This is a genomic window from Afipia sp. GAS231 (assembly GCF_900103365.1).
Lineage (GTDB): Bacteria > Pseudomonadota > Alphaproteobacteria > Rhizobiales > Xanthobacteraceae > Bradyrhizobium.
Genome location: NZ_LT629703.1, coordinates 3128302 through 3144598 on the forward strand (window position 1 = coordinate 3128302; position 16297 = coordinate 3144598).

General features: G+C 63.9%; 15 protein-coding genes. 13 read left to right on the forward strand and 2 right to left on the reverse strand.

What is annotated here, in order from left to right; genetic code table 11:
- Positions 1-74 precede the first annotated feature (74 nt).
- From lepA to BLS26_RS14855, 7 genes are all read left to right on the forward strand, one after another.
- Positions 75-1886 carry a translation elongation factor 4 gene (gene lepA / locus BLS26_RS14830; RefSeq protein ID WP_092512247.1) on the forward strand — a complete coding sequence of 604 codons (1812 nt, stop codon included), beginning with the start codon at positions 75-77 and terminating at the stop codon, positions 1884-1886.
- A 392-nt stretch (positions 1887-2278) separates the two neighbouring features.
- Positions 2279-2365 carry a DUF6471 domain-containing protein gene (locus BLS26_RS36755; RefSeq protein ID WP_244541995.1) on the forward strand — a complete coding sequence of 29 codons (87 nt, stop codon included), beginning with the start codon at positions 2279-2281 and terminating at the stop codon, positions 2363-2365.
- Between the two features lie 39 nt (positions 2366-2404).
- The gene (locus tag BLS26_RS14835; RefSeq protein WP_157676451.1) at positions 2405-3220 is read left to right on the forward strand and encodes a hypothetical protein; all 816 of its coding nucleotides are present in this window, start codon (positions 2405-2407) and stop codon (positions 3218-3220) included.
- Between the two features lie 490 nt (positions 3221-3710).
- Positions 3711-4946: an MFS transporter gene (locus BLS26_RS14840; RefSeq protein ID WP_092518072.1), complete on the forward strand. Its 1236-nt coding sequence runs from the start codon at positions 3711-3713 to the stop codon at positions 4944-4946.
- Positions 4947-5038: 92 nt separating this feature from the next.
- Positions 5039-6211 carry an acyl-CoA dehydrogenase family protein gene (locus BLS26_RS14845; RefSeq protein WP_092512251.1) on the forward strand — a complete coding sequence of 391 codons (1173 nt, stop codon included), beginning with the start codon at positions 5039-5041 and terminating at the stop codon, positions 6209-6211.
- 134 nt (positions 6212-6345) lie between these two features.
- Complete coding sequence (locus BLS26_RS14850; protein ID WP_092512253.1) at positions 6346-8313, forward strand: methyl-accepting chemotaxis protein; 1968 nt, start codon at positions 6346-6348, stop codon at positions 8311-8313.
- 74 nt (positions 8314-8387) lie between these two features.
- A complete protein-coding gene (locus BLS26_RS14855; RefSeq protein WP_092518074.1) occupies positions 8388-8840 on the forward strand; it encodes a DUF1801 domain-containing protein in 453 nt (150 codons plus the stop codon).
- 87 nt (positions 8841-8927) lie between these two features.
- On the opposite strand, the gene BLS26_RS14860 is transcribed toward BLS26_RS14855, so the two are convergent.
- Together BLS26_RS14860 and BLS26_RS14865 are read right to left on the reverse strand one after the other, a co-directional pair.
- The gene (locus tag BLS26_RS14860; protein ID WP_092512255.1) at positions 8928-11144 is read right to left on the reverse strand and encodes an EAL domain-containing protein; all 2217 of its coding nucleotides are present in this window, start codon (positions 11142-11144) and stop codon (positions 8928-8930) included.
- Between the two features lie 329 nt (positions 11145-11473).
- On the reverse strand, positions 11474-11902 hold the full coding sequence (locus tag BLS26_RS14865) for a L,D-transpeptidase (protein ID WP_092512257.1): 429 nt from the start codon (positions 11900-11902) through the stop codon (positions 11474-11476).
- Positions 11903-12119: 217 nt separating this feature from the next.
- On the opposite strand from BLS26_RS14865, the gene mepA reads away from it, so the two are divergent.
- The 6 genes from mepA to modC all read left to right on the forward strand — a co-directional run bounded on the left by mepA (position 12120) and on the right by modC (position 16290).
- Positions 12120-13070: a penicillin-insensitive murein endopeptidase gene (gene mepA / locus BLS26_RS14870; protein WP_092512259.1), complete on the forward strand. Its 951-nt coding sequence runs from the start codon at positions 12120-12122 to the stop codon at positions 13068-13070.
- A 163-nt stretch (positions 13071-13233) separates the two neighbouring features.
- Positions 13234-13443 carry a molybdopterin-binding protein gene (locus BLS26_RS14875; RefSeq protein WP_074820190.1) on the forward strand — a complete coding sequence of 70 codons (210 nt, stop codon included), beginning with the start codon at positions 13234-13236 and terminating at the stop codon, positions 13441-13443.
- Position 13444: 1 nt separating this feature from the next.
- The gene (locus BLS26_RS14880; protein ID WP_092512261.1) at positions 13445-13951 is read left to right on the forward strand and encodes a hypothetical protein; all 507 of its coding nucleotides are present in this window, start codon (positions 13445-13447) and stop codon (positions 13949-13951) included.
- A 196-nt stretch (positions 13952-14147) separates the two neighbouring features.
- Positions 14148-14933, forward strand: coding sequence for a molybdate ABC transporter substrate-binding protein (gene modA / locus BLS26_RS14885; protein WP_092512263.1), 786 nt, complete (start codon positions 14148-14150; stop codon positions 14931-14933).
- Positions 14933-15628, forward strand: a complete 696-nt coding sequence (modB, locus tag BLS26_RS14890) for a molybdate ABC transporter permease subunit (RefSeq protein ID WP_092512265.1) — start codon at positions 14933-14935, stop codon at positions 15626-15628. Before modA ends, modB begins: the two co-directional genes overlap by 1 nt.
- Positions 15629-15630: 2 nt before the next feature.
- A complete protein-coding gene (gene modC, locus BLS26_RS14895; RefSeq protein ID WP_092512267.1) occupies positions 15631-16290 on the forward strand; it encodes a molybdenum ABC transporter ATP-binding protein in 660 nt (219 codons plus the stop codon).
- Positions 16291-16297 lie beyond the last annotated feature (7 nt).

Sequence of the window (16297 nt, forward strand, 5' to 3'; positions counted from 1 at the left end):
CAGGCGTGAAGAAAGCCCCTTAAAATACAGCAATATGGTTGCCGCACGGGGATGTGAATGCTATCCCGCGCCCCATGACAACCGTCCCCATTTCCAACATCCGCAACTTCTCCATCGTCGCCCATATCGACCATGGCAAATCGACGCTGGCCGACCGCCTGATCCAGATGACGGGCGGGCTGACCGATCGCGAAATGGCGGGCAAGGAACAAGTGCTCGATTCCATGGATATCGAGCGCGAGCGCGGCATCACCATCAAGGCGCAGACCGTCCGGCTCAGCTATCACGCCAAGGACGGCAAGGATTACATCTTCAATCTGATGGACACGCCCGGCCATGTCGACTTCGCCTACGAAGTCTCGCGCTCGCTGGCGGCCTGCGAGGGTTCGCTGCTGGTGGTCGACGCCAGCCAGGGCGTCGAGGCGCAGACGCTCGCCAACGTCTATCACGCGCTCGACGCCGGTCACGAGATCGTGCCGATCCTCAACAAGGTCGATCTCCCGGCAGCCGAGCCCGAACAGGTCAGGAAGCAGATCGAGGACGTGATCGGCATCGACGCCTCCGACGCCGTGATGATCTCGGCCAAGACCGGCCTCGGCGTTCCCGACGTGCTGGAAGCCATCGTCACCCGCCTGCCGCCGCCGAAGGGCGACCGCGACGCGACGCTGAAGGCGCTGCTGGTCGATAGCTGGTACGACGTCTATCTCGGCGTCGTCGTGCTCGTTCGTGTGGTCGACGGCGTGATGAAGAAGAACAGCCGCATCCGCATGATGGGTACCGGCGCCGCCTACGACGTCGAGCGCGTCGGCTTCTTCACGCCGAAGATGACGCCGGTCGACGAACTCGGCCCCGGCGAGATCGGCTTCATCACCGCGGCAATCAAGGAAGTCGCCGACACCCGCGTCGGCGACACCATCACCGACGACCGCAAGCCGATCACCGAGATGCTGCCGGGCTTCAAGCCGGCGATCCCGGTGGTATTCTGCGGCCTGTTCCCGGTCGACGCCGACGACTTCGAGACGCTGCGCGCGGCGATGGGCAAGCTGCGGCTCAACGACGCCAGCTTCTCGTTCGAGATGGAAACCTCCGCGGCGTTGGGCTTCGGCTTCCGCTGCGGCTTCCTCGGGCTGTTGCATCTGGAAATCATCCAGGAGCGGCTATCGCGTGAGTTCGACCTCAATTTGATCGCGACCGCGCCGAGCGTCATTTACAAGATGCATCTGACCGACGGTCAGGAGATCGAGATCCACAATCCCGTCGACATGCCCGACGTGGTCAAGATCGCCGAAATCCAGGAGCCGTGGATCGAGGCCACGATCCTCACGCCGGACGAATATCTCGGCAGCGTGCTGAAGCTGTGCCAGGACCGCCGCGGTTCGCAGAGGGAGCTCACTTACGTCGGCTCCCGCGCGATGGTGAAATACGACCTGCCGCTCAACGAAGTGGTGTTCGATTTCTACGACCGGCTGAAATCGGTCTCGAAGGGCTACGCCTCGTTCGACTATCACCTGACCGACTACAAGCCGGCGGATCTCGTCAAGATGCAGATCCTGGTCAACCTCGAGCCGGTCGACGCGCTGTCGATGCTGGTGCATCGGACCCGCGCCGAGGGCCGCGGCCGCGCCATGGTCGAGCGGATGAAGGAGCTGATTCCGCCGCACATGTTCGTGATCCCGATCCAGGCTGCGATCGGCGGCAAAGTGATCGCCCGCGAAACCGTCCGCGCGCTGCGCAAGGACGTCACCGCAAAATGCTACGGCGGCGACATCACGCGTAAACGCAAACTTCTGGAGAAGCAGAAGGAAGGCAAGAAGAAGATGCGGCAGTTCGGCAAGGTCGACATCCCGCAGGAAGCGTTCATTGCCGCGCTGAAGGTGGATAGCTGAGGTAGGTGCTCAGCTCGCCAATCCAGCGTTTCAGTGGCCGCACTACAAAATATCGAAAACAACCCCATGCACAGTAGCCGGTGGCGGGCCGACGCGGGCCATGCTGATTTTCCGAAATTTGGTTGACACGTCGGGCAAATCAGAGGCATGATATGATCATTGCACTTCCCGCGATCGGCAGCAGCCTCAATCAGCCGTTCGACGGCGATCAGGCGGCTGCATCGAGGTCGAATTCGACGTCAGTCTTAGGGTATTATCGTCTCGCTCCCACGATAACCACTACCTTGCGCTTGCCGCTCTGGTTGCGGGTGTAGCGCCGGTCAAGGCTATCGGCCTTCAAGCGGCTAAGGAAGCATGGCCTGAAGGAAACGGAGGCTTCGATTACCAATAAGCTGGCGAGGGGCACATTCCCGGCCACGTTCTTTCTGGCTTGTATTGCGGCGATGGAGCTGGACGGGGTAGCATTGGAGCAAATCTAACGTGGCCGCCGCCGTCTTCGTAGTTCGTGGAGGGCGATGATGCAAAATGACAGCACCAACATCCCGCCCATGACTGAAACAATCGACAGCGCACATGCGGCCGCCTCAACCCTATTTCTTGGCCACAATGGCGAATGGTGGGATTCCTCTCTCATATTGGCCGTTATATTCGCGGCGCTAGCAGCCATAGCTATTGGCGTAACTACGGCGGGCTCCATTATCTCGCACACGCGCGAAGCTGCGTCGGCAGAGCGAGCGCTGGAGGCATACAAACTTGCGGTTGATGACAGGGTAGCCGACGCCAAAAAAGAGGGAATCGCAGCCGGCAAGTCGGCAGGTGATGCGCTTCTCAAAGCGGCAGAGCTCGAAAAGCAAGCCGAACAGCTGCGGAAAGATACGGCAGAAGCAAATGCTCGCGCCGCCGAAGCTAAATTGGAGTTGGAAAAATTTAGAGCTCCACGCACGCTTTCCATTGAGCAGCAGCGGCGAGTTTCCGAGAAACTTAGGCCATTCGCGCCCCGGCAATTCGATGTTGCGATGCCGCCCGGGGACTCCGAGGCCGCCCAATTGATGATAATCCTTGTCACAGTGCTTAGGGATGCGGGCTGGACGCAAGTCCCATGGAAATACCCCGATGGATTCCAAGGGCTCATGTTCACCACAAGCGGGTTCGAGTCGGCCGGCAACGCCACCATCCAAGGCCTGTCCATAGTAGGACAAGTTTCAGAGGTCCGAGCGATCACCGCGGTTGTTGACGCTCTGAACGCCGAAGGCGTCCCAACAGATGCCCATGGCGTTGAGGGCATCAAAAACGACAACCCTACCGTCATGCACATAATGATCGGACGGAAGTAGCCGAGGCGCTCACGGCGCCTCCCCAGCTAGGTCTGGCCTTGTCGCAGCGCTTGTGGAGTTTACGCCACAATACAACCGCGTTGAACCACTTTCTAAGCGTCATAGCCTGCCACAACAAGGGCGAGCGCGTCTGGTACAAAGGCGTCGCCGATGATCCAGCAATGGTGGCGACCGGTCCGGAAATTGGACGATCAGACGTTCGCCGCCGACATGCTGCTTCGCGGCGCCGACGAACAGAATTTCGGAAGAACCCGGCCGACGCCTGGTTCGACTTTAAGGGATGCGATCCCTACGACGTAGAAGAGCAGTCCCTCCTTCTGCCGGACGACGAGATCCCCACTATACTCACACTACGCCGCCAGGCGATCGCTTGGGTCCCTTTTATTGCTTCGCGTCGCCCCGGAATGTCGGGTCGTCTTGCTCTCCGCATGCGGATAGGCCACGATCTCCCTTGCGCACCATCAACAAGATAAAAAAGCGCGAGGAACGCATGAGCAAATCCCACAATTTCAACTACGGCTGGGTCGTGGTCGGCGCCGGCGCCTTGATGACCTGCGTCGGCTTCGGCGCGATGCTGTCGCTGGCGGTGTTCCTGCAGCCGATTTCGAACGCGATGGGCTGGTCGCGCAGCGGCGTCTCGGCGGCGGCGACGATCGATTTCCTCTGCATGGGGTTAGCTGCATTTTTCTGGGGCGCGCTGTCCGACTGGTTCGGCACCCGCATCGTTGTGCTCGCAGGCAGCCTACTGCTCGGGGCTGGGCTGGTGCTGGCAAGCCAGGCCAATACGCTCTGGCAATTCCAGCTTTCGTTCGGCGTGCTGATCGGGGTCGCGGCCGGCAGCTTCTACGCGCCGATGGTCGCGGTCGCGAGCGCCTGGGTCGAGCAGCACCGCAGCCTCGCGGTCGCATTGGTGTCCGCCGGCATGGGCGTGGCGCCGCTGACGGTGGCGCCTTCGGCGAGCTACCTGATCACGGCCTATGACTGGCGCACCGCGATGCTGGTGATCGGCATCGCGGCATGGGTGCTGTTGATTCCGGCCGCCTTCCTCGTTCGCCCGGCGCCGCCGGCTGCGGCACCCGCCACGACAGGCGGAGCCGGATTGCCGGAAATGCAATGGACGGTGGCGCAGGCGTTGCGGACGCCGCAATTCATCACGCTGGCGCTGGCGCATTTCGCCTGCTGCGCGGCACATTCCGGGCCGATCTTCCACATGGTGAGCTACGCCATGATCTGCGGCATCGCGCCGTTGACCGCGGTCACGGTCTATAGCCTCGCCGGCTTCTCCGGCCTCGGCGGCCGCCTGCTGCTCGGCGCGATGGCCGACCGCCTCGGCGCCAAGCCGGTGCTGGTCGGCGGCCTGTTCGTGCAGGCGCTGGCGATTGCGACCTATCTCGCGGTTGGAGGGCTCGGCGAATTCTATGCGCTGTCTGTCGTGTTCGGTATCGCCTATGGCGGCGTGATGCCGCTCTATGCGGTGCTTGTGCGCGAATATTTCGGCGCGCGCATCATGGGATCCGTGTTTGGCGCCGTGTCCGCGTTCGCCAGCCTCGGCATGGCGCTCGGACCGCTGGCCGGCGGATGGGTGTTCGACACCTATCACGGCTACTGGTGGCTCCATGTCGGTTCCTTCGGCATCGGAATGGCCGCAATCGCGGTGGCGCTGAGCTTTCCGTCGGCGCAGCGACCGCCACACCCCTCGCTCGACCTCGGCCGCGCGATGGCATGATGCGAGGACGGACGTCCTCCCTGGCTTGATCGCGCGCGGCGGATGGGCCACCATCGCGCCGCGCCAAAAAATAAGAGACTGCGAGGAAACGCATGAACAAGCAGCCCGGCTTTGACCTCGTCGAAAGCGCCCGTTCGCTGCAGCCCTTGATCACGCGCGATTCCGACGAGATCGAGCGGACCCGACGGTTGACGCCGGCCGTCACCTCCGCCCTGATCGAAAACGGTCTCTATCGCTCGCTATTGCCGCAGAGCCTCGGCGGCAGTGAGGCGCCGCTCGAAACCTTCATGCAGATGCAGGAGGAGATCGCCAAGGCCGACGCCTCGACCGCATGGTGCCTCGGCCAGTGCAGCGTCTGCGCCATGACCGCGGCCTATCTCGATCCCGATGCCGCCAACGAGATTTTCAACACCGCACCCGGCATCCTCGCCTGGGGCGCGATCGCGCATGAAGTGCAGGCGGTTCCGGGCGGCTACAAGGCCAGTGCGCGTTGGGACTTCGCCTCCGGCTCGCGGCAGGCAAGCTGGTTGGGTGCCCATGTCCGGGTCGTCGAGGCCGACGGCACCCAGCGGCGCAAGAAAGACGGCTCGCCGGAGATCCGCACCATCCTGTTCCCGATGGCGAGCGCCACGATGTACGACGTCTGGGACGTCATTGGGCTGCGGGGAACCGGCACCGATTCCTATTCGGTCGAAAATCTCTTCATCCCGGAAAAATTCGCAGCCCTGCGCGACGACCCGACGGCGTTGCGGGAAAACGGCGCGCTGTACAAGCTCACCACCAACATGGTGTTCAGCATGGGTTTTGGCGCGACATCGCTTGGGCTCGCCCGCGCCACGCTGGACGCCGCCACCGAACTCGCCCGCGGCAAGACACCGCAAGGCCTCAAGGCGATGAAGGACAACAATGCGGTGCAAGGCCTGATCGGCAAGACCGAGGCGACCCTGCGCGCCGCGCGCGCCTATCTCTACACCACCGCGGCCGAAGTCTGGCGCGATCTATCGCGCGGCGACCCGCTCACCGAACAGCATCGCATCGCGCTCCGCATCGCCGCGACCTGGACCATTCATCAATCGGCTGCGGTGGTCGATACCGCCTATCACATGGCCGGCGCCACCGCCGTATTCGCGGCCAACAAGTTCGAACGGCGTTTTCGCGACATGCACGCCATCGCCCAGCAGATCCAGGCGCGCAACACCCACTACGAGGATGCCGGCAAGGCGATCCTTTCCACCAGCCTCGCCACCCCGCCGACGGCGCGATGAGGCCGTGCCATGCAACCGGGCCGTAGCAGCCCTGCGCTTGCACCGTCATTCGACGGGCCCCTGATGCCCTTTGTTGTTAAGCATTTTCTGAGAAGTTCGGAGAACATCCATTTGCAGGATTTTCCGGTTCCCGAATGTTCAAGATCCGATCCATTGCCGCCCGCCTGATCCTCGCAATCGCACTGACGGTGGCGGTCGCTTGTGCGATCCTCGGCGGCTTCTCCATCAGCCAGCAGCGCGCGCTGACGCGGTTGGCGCTCGATCAGCAACTCAAGCTGCAATATGACAGCGTCACCGCCGCGATCGATTATGAGGGACGCGCCGCGCTCGCCGTCTCCGCCGTGATTGCAGCACTACCGCCGGTCGGCGACGCCGTTGCCAAGGGGGACCGCGACGGCCTCGGTAAGTTGCTCGGCGACGCCCTAGAATCGATGAAGGCGCAAGGCATCCCGCTGATCTCGTTCTGGCAGGCCCCCGCGGTTGCCCTGTACCGCGTCCATGCGCCAAAGGTCTTTGGCGACGACGCCTCAGCGCGGCGCACGACCGTCGTGGAATCGATCCGGAACGGAAAGCCGATCGTCGGCGTCGAACCCGGCCGCGAAGCCCTTTCAATCTTCGGCATGACGCCGATCATGCGCGACGGCAAGACGCTCGCCAATGTCGACGTCGGCGCCGCCTTCGGCAAGGAATTCGTCGACCGCGCCAAGAAGCGCTTCGGCATCGACCTCGCCGTGCACTCCTACGATGGCAAGGCGTTCAAGCGGCTGTCCTCGACCTTCGGCGACAGCGTGGTGGCAACCCAGGACGAACTCAAGAACGTGATGAACGGCGCGGTGCTGCAGCGCGACGCTGTCCTCGACGGTCATTCGGCTGCCCTCTATCTCGGGCAGATCAGAAACTATGCCGGCCAGCCGGTCGCGGTGCTCGAGATCATCAAGGACACCACCGAATACGAGGCGGCCGCCGCGAGCGCGCAGCGCAACCTGATTCTCGGCACGGTCGCCATCCTGGCGGTAGCCGTCGTGCTGGCATTCCTGCTCGGCCGCGGCCTGTCGCGGCCGCTCGCCGCCATCACCGCCGTGATGAACCGGCTTTCCAGCGGCGAAATCGACGTCACCATCCCCGGCAGCGAACGCCGCGACGAACTCGGCACCATGGCGGCGGCGGTCGACGTGTTCCGCCGCAGCATGATCGAGGCACGCGGCATGCGCGACGCGCAAGAAGCTTCCAAGCAGCAGGCCGAACGCGAGAAGCGAGCCTTGCAGCGGCAGATGGCCGACCGCTTCGAGGCCGACGTCAAGAGCGTCGTCGCCACCGTCGCCAAAGCGACGTCGGAGATGCAGCGCGTGGCCGGCGAAATCACTTCCAGCGTCAACGGCACCTCGGAACAGGCCGCTGCCGCGGCTGCGGCCTCCGAAGAGGCTTCCGCCAGCGTCAGCACGGTGGCCGCCGCTACCGAGGAGCTCGCCTCCTCGGTCAGCGAGATCGGCCGCCAGGTCACTCATTCAAGCCAGGTCGCCGACGACGCCGTGGTCAAGGCCGGGCAAACCACCGAAATGGTCGGCAGCCTCGCTACTGCTGCCGAAAAGATCGGCGATGTGCTGCGGCTGATCGGCGCGATCGCGAGCCAGACCAACCTCCTGGCGCTCAACGCGACCATCGAGGCCGCACGCGCCGGCGACGCCGGCCGGGGCTTTGCCGTCGTCGCCTCCGAGGTCAAGAACCTCGCCAGCCAGACCGCGAAGGCGACCGAGGAGATCGCGGGGCAAGTCGCCGCCATCCAGTCCGCGACCGGCAATTGCGTGACTGCCATCGGCGGCATCAGCGACACCATTCGGGAGATCAGCGGCATCGCCACCACGATCGCCGCCGCCGTCGAACAACAGGGGTCTGCGACCCGGGAGATTGCACGCAGCGTGCAGCAGGCCGCCACCGGCACCAGCGAAGTCTCGGTCAACGTCACCGGCGCCAGCCAGTCCGCCGACCGCTCGCGCGCGCTCGCCGACAACGTGCTGGCCGCCACCGGCCAGCTCGGCCGTCAGGCCGATGCGCTGCATGAAAGCGTCGATACCTTCCTGGCTGGCCTGCGCGACGCCGCATAGGCGTAGTCGCGGCCCGCTTCCGATTGTGCCGCAGATATTCTAGTCTGTCGGGCGCAATGCGCGGACAGGCTGCGATGAAAACGTCGATCAAGAAAAAAGTCGTGTCGAAGAAACCTGTGGGACATTCAAGTCCCGTGGACGGGGTTTTCGAATCCTATCCTCGGCCGGTCAAAGCGAAATTGCTGGCGCTGCGCCGGCTGATCCTCGACACGGCCAAGGCGACCCAAGGCGTCGGCCCGCTGGAAGAAGCCCTGAAATGGGGGCAGCCGAGCTATCTCACCACCGAGAGCAAGAGCGGCAGCACGGTCCGGATCGATCAGGTGAAGGCCGAGGCCGGACAATACGCGGTGTATTTCCACTGCCAGACCAATCTGGTCGAGACGTTTCGCGAGCTTTACCCGGAGCTGAACTACAGCGGCAACCGCGCGATCCTGCTCGATGCGGCTGACAAGCTTCCCGAAGCCGCACTGCGCCACTGCGTGGGGTTGGCGCTGACGTATCATCTGGGGAAGCGGAGGATGAAGTGATGTCATTCCGGGATGGTCCGAAGGACCAGACCCGGAATCTCGAGATTCCGGGTCTGCGCTTCGCGCATCCCGGAATGACGGTGGCCCTCACGCCACCAGCGCGTCACCCGCCGTTAGCCTATCGCCGCGCTGCGCCTTCAACAGGCTGACGATCTCGACATTGGGCCGTGCGCGGCTGAACAGAAAGCCCTGCCCCTCGTGGCAGCCTTCGTTGCGCAGACAGCTCAGTTCGGCTTCGGTCTCAACGCCTTCGGCCGTGATCGTGACCCCGAGGCCCTTGCCGAGGCTGATGATCGAGCGAACGATCGCCTGGGCATCGGGATTGGCGCCGAGATCGCGCACGAACGACTGGTCGATCTTGATCTTGTCGAACGGAAAGCTGCGCAGATAGCTCAGGCTGGAATAGCCGGTGCCGAAATCGTCCATCGAGATGCGGACGCCGAGCGAGCGCAACGCATGCAGCGTCGCCAGCACCTGATCGCTCTTTTCCAGCAGCAGTGTTTCGGTGATCTCGAGTTCCAGCCGCGTCGGCGGCAGGCCGGATTGCTTCAGCGTGTCCATCACCACCGACAACAGGTTACCGACACGGAACTGCAGCGGCGACAGGTTGACCGCAACGCGGACGTCGTCAGGCCATTGAGCCGCATCCATGCAGGCGCGGCGCAGCATCAGCCCGCCGACCGCGTTGATCAGGCCGGTCTCCTCGGCCACCGGAATGAACTCGCCGGGCGAGACCATGCCGCGCTCCGGATGCGGCCAGCGCACCAGCGCCTCGAAGCCGGTGATGCGGCCGGTCGAAAGATCGACCAGCGGCTGATAGTACGGCCGCAGCACATCGTTCTGGATCGCTTCGCGCAGGTCGATCTCGATCTTGCGCCGGGTCTGGGCGCGCGCATCCATCTCGGCTTCGAAGAAGCTGAAGGTGCCGCGAAAATCGGTCTTGGCGCGCGACAGCGCCATGTCGGCGTTTTTCAACAGTCTGTCGGATTCGTCGCCGTCGCCAGGCGACAGCGCGATGCCGATGCTGGCGCCGATCACGACGGAATGGCCGTCGAGCAGATAGGGGTCGCCGATCGCCTCCAGCAGCCGCTTCGCCAGCAGCACCGCGTCCTCGGGACGTGTCACGCCGCTCTGGACGATCGCAAATTCGTCGGAGTTGAGCCGGGCCACGGTATCTTCCTCGCGCAGCGTCGACTTCAACCGCTTGGCAACGCCGCGCAACAGCTTGTCGCCGACGCCGTGGCCGAGCGTATCGTTGACCGCCTTGAAATTATCGAGGCCGAGCACCAGCACCGCGACCTTCTCGGCGCTGCGCCGCGAGTGCAGCAGGATGTCGTCCATCTGCTGCCGCAGCAAAGTGCGGTTCGGCAGCCCGGTCAATCCGTCATGCTGGGCCATGAAGGCCAGCCGCGCCTCGGCGCGCTTGCGCTCGGTGATGTCCATCAGCGCCAGCAGGATCGCCGGCCTGTCGCCGTAAACGAGCTGACGCGAATAGATCGCAAGGTCGATCAGGGTGCCGTCGGCCCTGACATGCTTCCAGGTCCGCGCGTTCTGCTCGTCGCTGGAACGGTCGCCGCTCCAGGGCAGTTCGGGATCGAAGGCCTGCAGATTGCGGATCGTCAGCTTTTCGAACTCGCTGCGGCTATAGCCATAGTGTTCGATCGCGGCATCGTTGATGCCGAGAATCCGTTCGCCGTCGATTGCGCAGACGATCATCGGAACCGGATTGCTGTCGAACAGCAGCCGGAACGACGCCTCGCGCTGCTTCAGTTCGGTGATATCGACGCGCAGGCCGATGACGCCACCGTCCTCGGTCAGCCGTTCGTCGATCAGGATGACGCGGCCGTCGGCCAGCGTCTGCTCATGCCGCTCACCGGGCTGGTAAAGTTTGCTGAGCCGCTCGGTGATCCATTGCTCCTCGCGGCCGATCGCTTCGGGATAATCGCCGCGCTCGACGCCGATGCGGATGGTGTCTTCCAGCCGCGCGCCGCGCTCGAACAGGTCCGAACTGCGGTTGTAGATCTCCGCGTATTTCTTGTTCCAGAGAATGTAGCGGCCTTCGGGGTCGAGAAACACGACGCCCTGCGGCAGGATATCGATCGCCTCGCGCAGCCGCTCATTCGACTTGCGCGCATCCGCCATCGCGGCTTCGACCTCGACACGCCTGCGCGCGATCTCGCCGGTCTCGGCACGACCGCGTCGGCTTGGGGAACGTTGCGGACCGGGTTTTGCCGGCCGCCCGAACAAGCGGGCACGCGCCGGAAGTTTCGGCTTCCTGGCTGTTTTTGGCTTCTTGTTCGGCATCGCTACGCCCCACCGCATCCTGCGTGCCATGTTCTCCGATAAGTATCTGAAAAATTGGTGTCTCTTGCCGATCCGCAGCTTCGCCGCCCGGGCTCTGCATGCCTGTTAAAAGGGCTTGTTCGCGCAGGGCGTGTGTCGTTGCACGGCGCAAGTGAAAATAAACGCGGCAAAATTGCCGACTACGCATGATGGCAATGCAATGCTGGTCCGAATTGCATACCGAATGCGCGAAACGGCGCGTTTGCGCATCAATATTCGCCAATGACCGACAGGGTTATCAGACCGTTAAGGCTGTGGTCTCCGACATCCTACTTTCGTTGGACGTCGCCCTAGTTGATCTCGATGCGCGTGCTGCCCGCGCCGTTGCGCTGGACCAGCCCATACAGCGCCGCCGCGTGCGACGGATGCAGCCGCACGCAACCATGCGAAGCGGGACCGCCCAGCCGGGCGATGTCGTTGGTGCCGTGAATGGCAAAGCCGTAATAGGAGAAAATCGAATGCGGCATCGGCGAGTTGTAATATTTGCGCGAGAAATGCATCCGGGCCATCGATTGCGGATGGAACACGCCGCTCGGCGTGCCGTAGCCACCACCGCCGGTCGAGACCGGCCAATTGTAGCGCGGCACGCCATCAACACTGACCGCCATCCGCTGCGATGATTTGTCGATCTGCACCACGACGTCGGCCGACGCCGGCGCCCACGACGATACCACCATCGCGACCGCGGCGATCAACGCCTTGCCCCACGCAAATTTCATCAAGATGCCCCTGCCAGCCATTTTCCGGTCGCATGATGTCGTTTGGCTGTGCATCTTGTAAAGAGCGCCGGCCGCTCCTGGCATCGGCAACGCGGGTTGATCTTACTTGCCCCTTTGGGCGCATCGCCATGGCTGTGTGGAGATCAAGCGATTGCGATTGCCGCGCTTGTCCCCGCTTGCTTGTTTCATGCTACGTTCGGGCAGATAGAGTGATCCGATGACACCCCGCCTGATTCTGATCCCGCTCCTCATCGCACTCGCCGCCGCCAATGCGTCTGCCGCATGGGCGCAGGACAAGGGCACGGTCGACCCCAAACCGCTGCCGCCGCTCGCCAACCCCAACGATCCCAGGATCGGCGCCAAGGAATTGTTCGGCCGCAAGGTGCTGCCGGCGGCGATGCCGACCCGCGTGCTCGGCTTTTACGCCCACGGCTGCATCGCCGGCGCAGAGGCGCTGCCGATCAACGGCGCCACCTGGCAGGTGATGCGGCTGTCGCGCAATCGCTTCTATGCGCATCCCGACATGGTCGCGCTGCTGAAGCGGCTTTCCGAAAAGGCGCACAAGGATGTCGGCTGGCCCGGAATCCTGGTCGGCGACATGTCGCAGCCGCGCGGCGGCCCGATGTTCACCGGCCATGCCAGCCATCAGGTCGGGCTGGACGCCGACATCTGGCTGACGCCGATGCCGAACCGAACGTTGTCGCGCAACGAGCGCGAGGACATGTCGGCGGTCATGATGGTGCGCAACGACCGGCTCGACGTCGACACCAAGGTGTTCACGCCGGGTCATCTGGCTGTCATCCGCGATGCCGCGCTGGAGCCGACGGTGCAGCGGATCTTCGTCAATGCCGCGATCAAGAAGGCGCTGTGCCGCGAGGCCAAGGGCGACCGGCACTGGCTCTCCAAGGTGCGGCCGATGTACGGCCACGACTATCACTTCCACATCCGGATCAAATGCCCGCCCGGCAGCGGTCCCGAATGCGAGAGCCAACCCGATCCGGCAGAGAGCGAAGGCTGCAGCGCCGGCGATCTGGCCTTCTGGTTCAAGGATTCGACGCTCCATCCGAAACCGCCGAAAGAGCCGCCCAAGCCCAAGCCGCCGATGACGATGGCGGCGCTGCCGGCCGCTTGCAAGGCGGTGTTGGCCGCACCCGACGCCAAACAATAGCGCCGTTATGGTGTTTTCATTCGCGGCCCGGATAGGCTAATATGTGGGCCTCGCGCCGTAAGCGCGACCACGCCACGGATCAGGGCTGCTGATCCCACCCATCCCCGATTTTGCCGATGCCGGCCGTCGTCATGCGCGGGATGAAAACCATGAAAGACCAGCCATGCGCATCAGTGCACGCAACCAGATCAAGGGCACCGTCGTCGAAGTCAAGAAGGGCGCGACCACGTCGCATGTCCGCGTCGATATCGGCAACGGTCAGATCATCACCTCATCCATCACCAACGAGGCGGTCGACGAACTCGGCATCAAGGCCGGCGGCAAGGCTACGGTGGTGGTGAAGGCCTCTGACGTCATGATCGCGGTGGACTGATATGCGCACAGCCGTTCTCCTCGCACTGGTACTGTTCGGCGCTGCGCCTGCATGGGCGGCGGAGGAACCGAGCGGCTGTGACAAGTTCAAGTGGCCGATCGATCGCGCGCGTGCGGCGCTCACCGCGCCGGATCGCGCCAAGCTCGCGTCCGGCGGCGAACTCGCGAGCTTGCCGTCATCAGGCGTGACGCTGGCGCTGGTTGTGCCTGCCGACGCCAGGCTGCCGACGCCGCCAGAGCGGGCGCCCAAGGAAGGCACCTTTGCCGGCTTCGCCAGCATCAAGACCGCGCCCAAGGCCGGCCTCTATACCGTCAGCCTGTCCTCGGGCGGCTGGGTCGACGTGGTGCAGGACGGTCATTTCCTGAAGCCCAAGGCCTTCAGCGGCGCGACGGATTGCGACGGCATCCGCAAGACCATGAAATACGAGCTTTCGGCGAGCCCGCTGGTGCTGCAGGTCAGCGGCACCAAGGACAATTCGATCTCGATTGCGATCCTGCCGGCCGAATAGGGCTTCCGGGTAGACAAACGGTCACCTTTACCCGGTCCGTCAGCCTGCTATTGTCGGCCATTGGCGATATTCCGATCGGCCGTAAGCCATTGGAAATGCCGGAACAGCGCTTCCGCCTGTCGCATCCCTGACCCAACCAACGCCCTGATTGCGGCGCGCGAACTGCGCGGCTCGCGATCTCGCTCGGAGCGCTCTCATGTCTCGTCTCGCCGGAATTGTTGCCGCCTTTGTCATCCTGTTCGGGGCAGCGCATTCGCCCGCCGCCGCGCAGGACAAAACCCTGACGGTGTTTGCCGCAGCTTCGATGAAGAACGCGCTCGACGACATCGACGCGGCCTATACCGCCAAGACCGGCGTCAAGGTCACCGTCAGCTATGCTGCCAGTTCGGCGCTCGCCAAGCAGATCGAACAGGGTGCGCCGGCCGATGTGTTCATTTCCGCCGATACCGACTGGATGGATTACGCCATCGGCAAAAACAACATCAATGAGCCCACCAGAGTGAACCTGCTCGGCAACAGCATCGTGCTGATCGCGCCGAAGGATTCCAAGATCGACCATGTCGATATCGGACAAGGCTTCGATCTCGCCAAACTCGCCGGCGACGGCAAGATCGCGACCGGCGACGTCAAGGCCGTGCCGGTCGGCAAATACGCCAAGGCGGCGCTGGAGAAGCTGGATGCATGGCAGGCGGCCGAGCCGAAGTTCGCGATGGCCGAGAGCGTGCGCGCAGCATTGACGCTGGTGGCGCGCGGCGAAGCCGTGCTCGGCATCGTCTATTCCACCGACGCCAAGGTCGAGCCCGGCGTCAAGATCGTCGGCACCTTCCCGGCCGATTCCCATCCGGCGATCATCTATCCGGTGGCGGCGACGACGACCGCGAAGCCGGAGACCTCGGATTATCTCGCCTTCCTGCGCTCGACCGCGGCGAAGACCATCCTCGAGAAATACGGCTTCAAGTTCCTGGTCAGCCCATCAACCTGATGTCCGAGATCACGCCGGCCGAGTGGACGGCCATCCTGCTGTCGCTACGCGTCGCCATCATCGCGACGCTGGTGGCGACACCGTTCGGCATTGCCTTGGCGTGGCTGCTGGCGCGACGGGATTTCTGGGGTAAGGCGATCCTCGATGCGGCGATGCACCTGCCGCTGGTGCTGCCGCCAGTCGTGACCGGCTACCTGCTGCTGCTGACGTTCGGCCGCCGTGGCCTCGTCGGTGCGTGGCTGGCCGACCACCTCGGCATCGTGTTCGCGTTCCGCTGGACCGGAGCCGCGCTCGCCTGCGGCGTGATGTCATTCCCATTGCTGGTGCGGCCGATCCGACTCTCGATCGAGGCGATCGACCGCCGGCTGGAACAGGCAGCAAGCACGCTCGGCGCCGCACCCTGGCGGGTGTTTGCGACCGTGACCCTGCCGCTGGCACTGCCCGGCATACTGGCCGGCATGGTGCTCGGCTTCGCCAAGGCGATCGGCGAATTCGGCGCCACCATCACCTTTGTCTCCAACATCCCGGGCGAGACCCAGACCATCTCCTCGGCGATCTATTCGCTGATCCAGACCCCCGACGGCGACAGCGCGGCGATGCGGCTTGTGATCATCTCGATCGTGATCGCGATGAGCGCCCTGATCGCCTCCGAATGGTTTGCGCGACGCGCCTTGCGGCGCCTGCACGGGAATTGACCATGCTGCGCGTCGACATCACCAAGCAGCTCGGCGAATTCTCGCTTGAAGCCTCGTTCGAAAGCCAGGGCCGCGTCACCGGCCTGTTCGGCGCCTCCGGCGCCGGCAAGACCTCGCTGATCAACATCATCGCAGGGCTGCTGCGCCCCGATCGCGGAAGCGTCGCACTCGACGGCGAAACACTCGACGACACCTCCGCGCGCATCCACGTGCCGCCGCACCGGCGGCGGATCGGTTACGTGTTCCAGGATGCGCGGCTGTTTCCGCATCTCGATATCCGGCAAAATCTCGATTACGGCCGGCGCATGAACCGGCTCACCGAGGATTCAGTACAGCACAAGCGGATCACCGATTTGCTCGAGATCGGTCACTTGCTGGACCGCCGCCCCGGCCAGCTCTCCGGCGGCGAACGCCAGCGCGTCGCGCTCGGCCGCGCGCTGTTGTCGAAGCCGCGGCTGCTATTGCTGGACGAGCCGCTGGGCTCGCTCGACGAGGGCCGCAAGGTCGAGATCCTGCCCTATCTGGTGAGGCTGCGCGACGAAGGTATTCCGATGGTCTATGTCAGCCACGACGCGGCGGAGCTGCGCCAGCTCGCGACCCAAATCGTGATGCTGCAGCGCGGACGGGTGACCGCGCTCGGCGGGGTCAAGGTGCTGACGTAACTGCGGC

What these genes read in the sequence shown, in the direction of transcription:
- BLS26_RS14855 (WP_092518074.1), top strand. Translation starts at nt 8,388, where the DNA reads ATGAAAACGTCGATCAAGAAAAAAGTCGTGTCGAAGAAACCTGTGGGA.
- BLS26_RS14860 (WP_092512255.1), bottom strand. Translation starts at nt 11,144, where the DNA reads ATGCCGAACAAGAAGCCAAAAACAGCCAGGAAGCCGAAACTTCCGGCG.
- BLS26_RS14850 (WP_092512253.1), top strand. Translation starts at nt 6,346, where the DNA reads ATGTTCAAGATCCGATCCATTGCCGCCCGCCTGATCCTCGCAATCGCA.
- modA (WP_092512263.1), top strand. Translation starts at nt 14,148, where the DNA reads ATGTCTCGTCTCGCCGGAATTGTTGCCGCCTTTGTCATCCTGTTCGGG.
- modB (WP_092512265.1), top strand. Translation starts at nt 14,933, where the DNA reads ATGTCCGAGATCACGCCGGCCGAGTGGACGGCCATCCTGCTGTCGCTA.
- mepA (WP_092512259.1), top strand. Translation starts at nt 12,120, where the DNA reads ATGACACCCCGCCTGATTCTGATCCCGCTCCTCATCGCACTCGCCGCC.
- lepA (WP_092512247.1), top strand. Translation starts at nt 75, where the DNA reads ATGACAACCGTCCCCATTTCCAACATCCGCAACTTCTCCATCGTCGCC.
- BLS26_RS14865 (WP_092512257.1), bottom strand. Translation starts at nt 11,902, where the DNA reads ATGAAATTTGCGTGGGGCAAGGCGTTGATCGCCGCGGTCGCGATGGTG.
- BLS26_RS14875 (WP_074820190.1), top strand. Translation starts at nt 13,234, where the DNA reads ATGCGCATCAGTGCACGCAACCAGATCAAGGGCACCGTCGTCGAAGTC.
- BLS26_RS14880 (WP_092512261.1), top strand. Translation starts at nt 13,445, where the DNA reads ATGCGCACAGCCGTTCTCCTCGCACTGGTACTGTTCGGCGCTGCGCCT.
- BLS26_RS14835 (WP_157676451.1), top strand. Translation starts at nt 2,405, where the DNA reads ATGCAAAATGACAGCACCAACATCCCGCCCATGACTGAAACAATCGAC.
- modC (WP_092512267.1), top strand. Translation starts at nt 15,631, where the DNA reads ATGCTGCGCGTCGACATCACCAAGCAGCTCGGCGAATTCTCGCTTGAA.
- BLS26_RS14840 (WP_092518072.1), top strand. Translation starts at nt 3,711, where the DNA reads ATGAGCAAATCCCACAATTTCAACTACGGCTGGGTCGTGGTCGGCGCC.
- BLS26_RS14845 (WP_092512251.1), top strand. Translation starts at nt 5,039, where the DNA reads ATGAACAAGCAGCCCGGCTTTGACCTCGTCGAAAGCGCCCGTTCGCTG.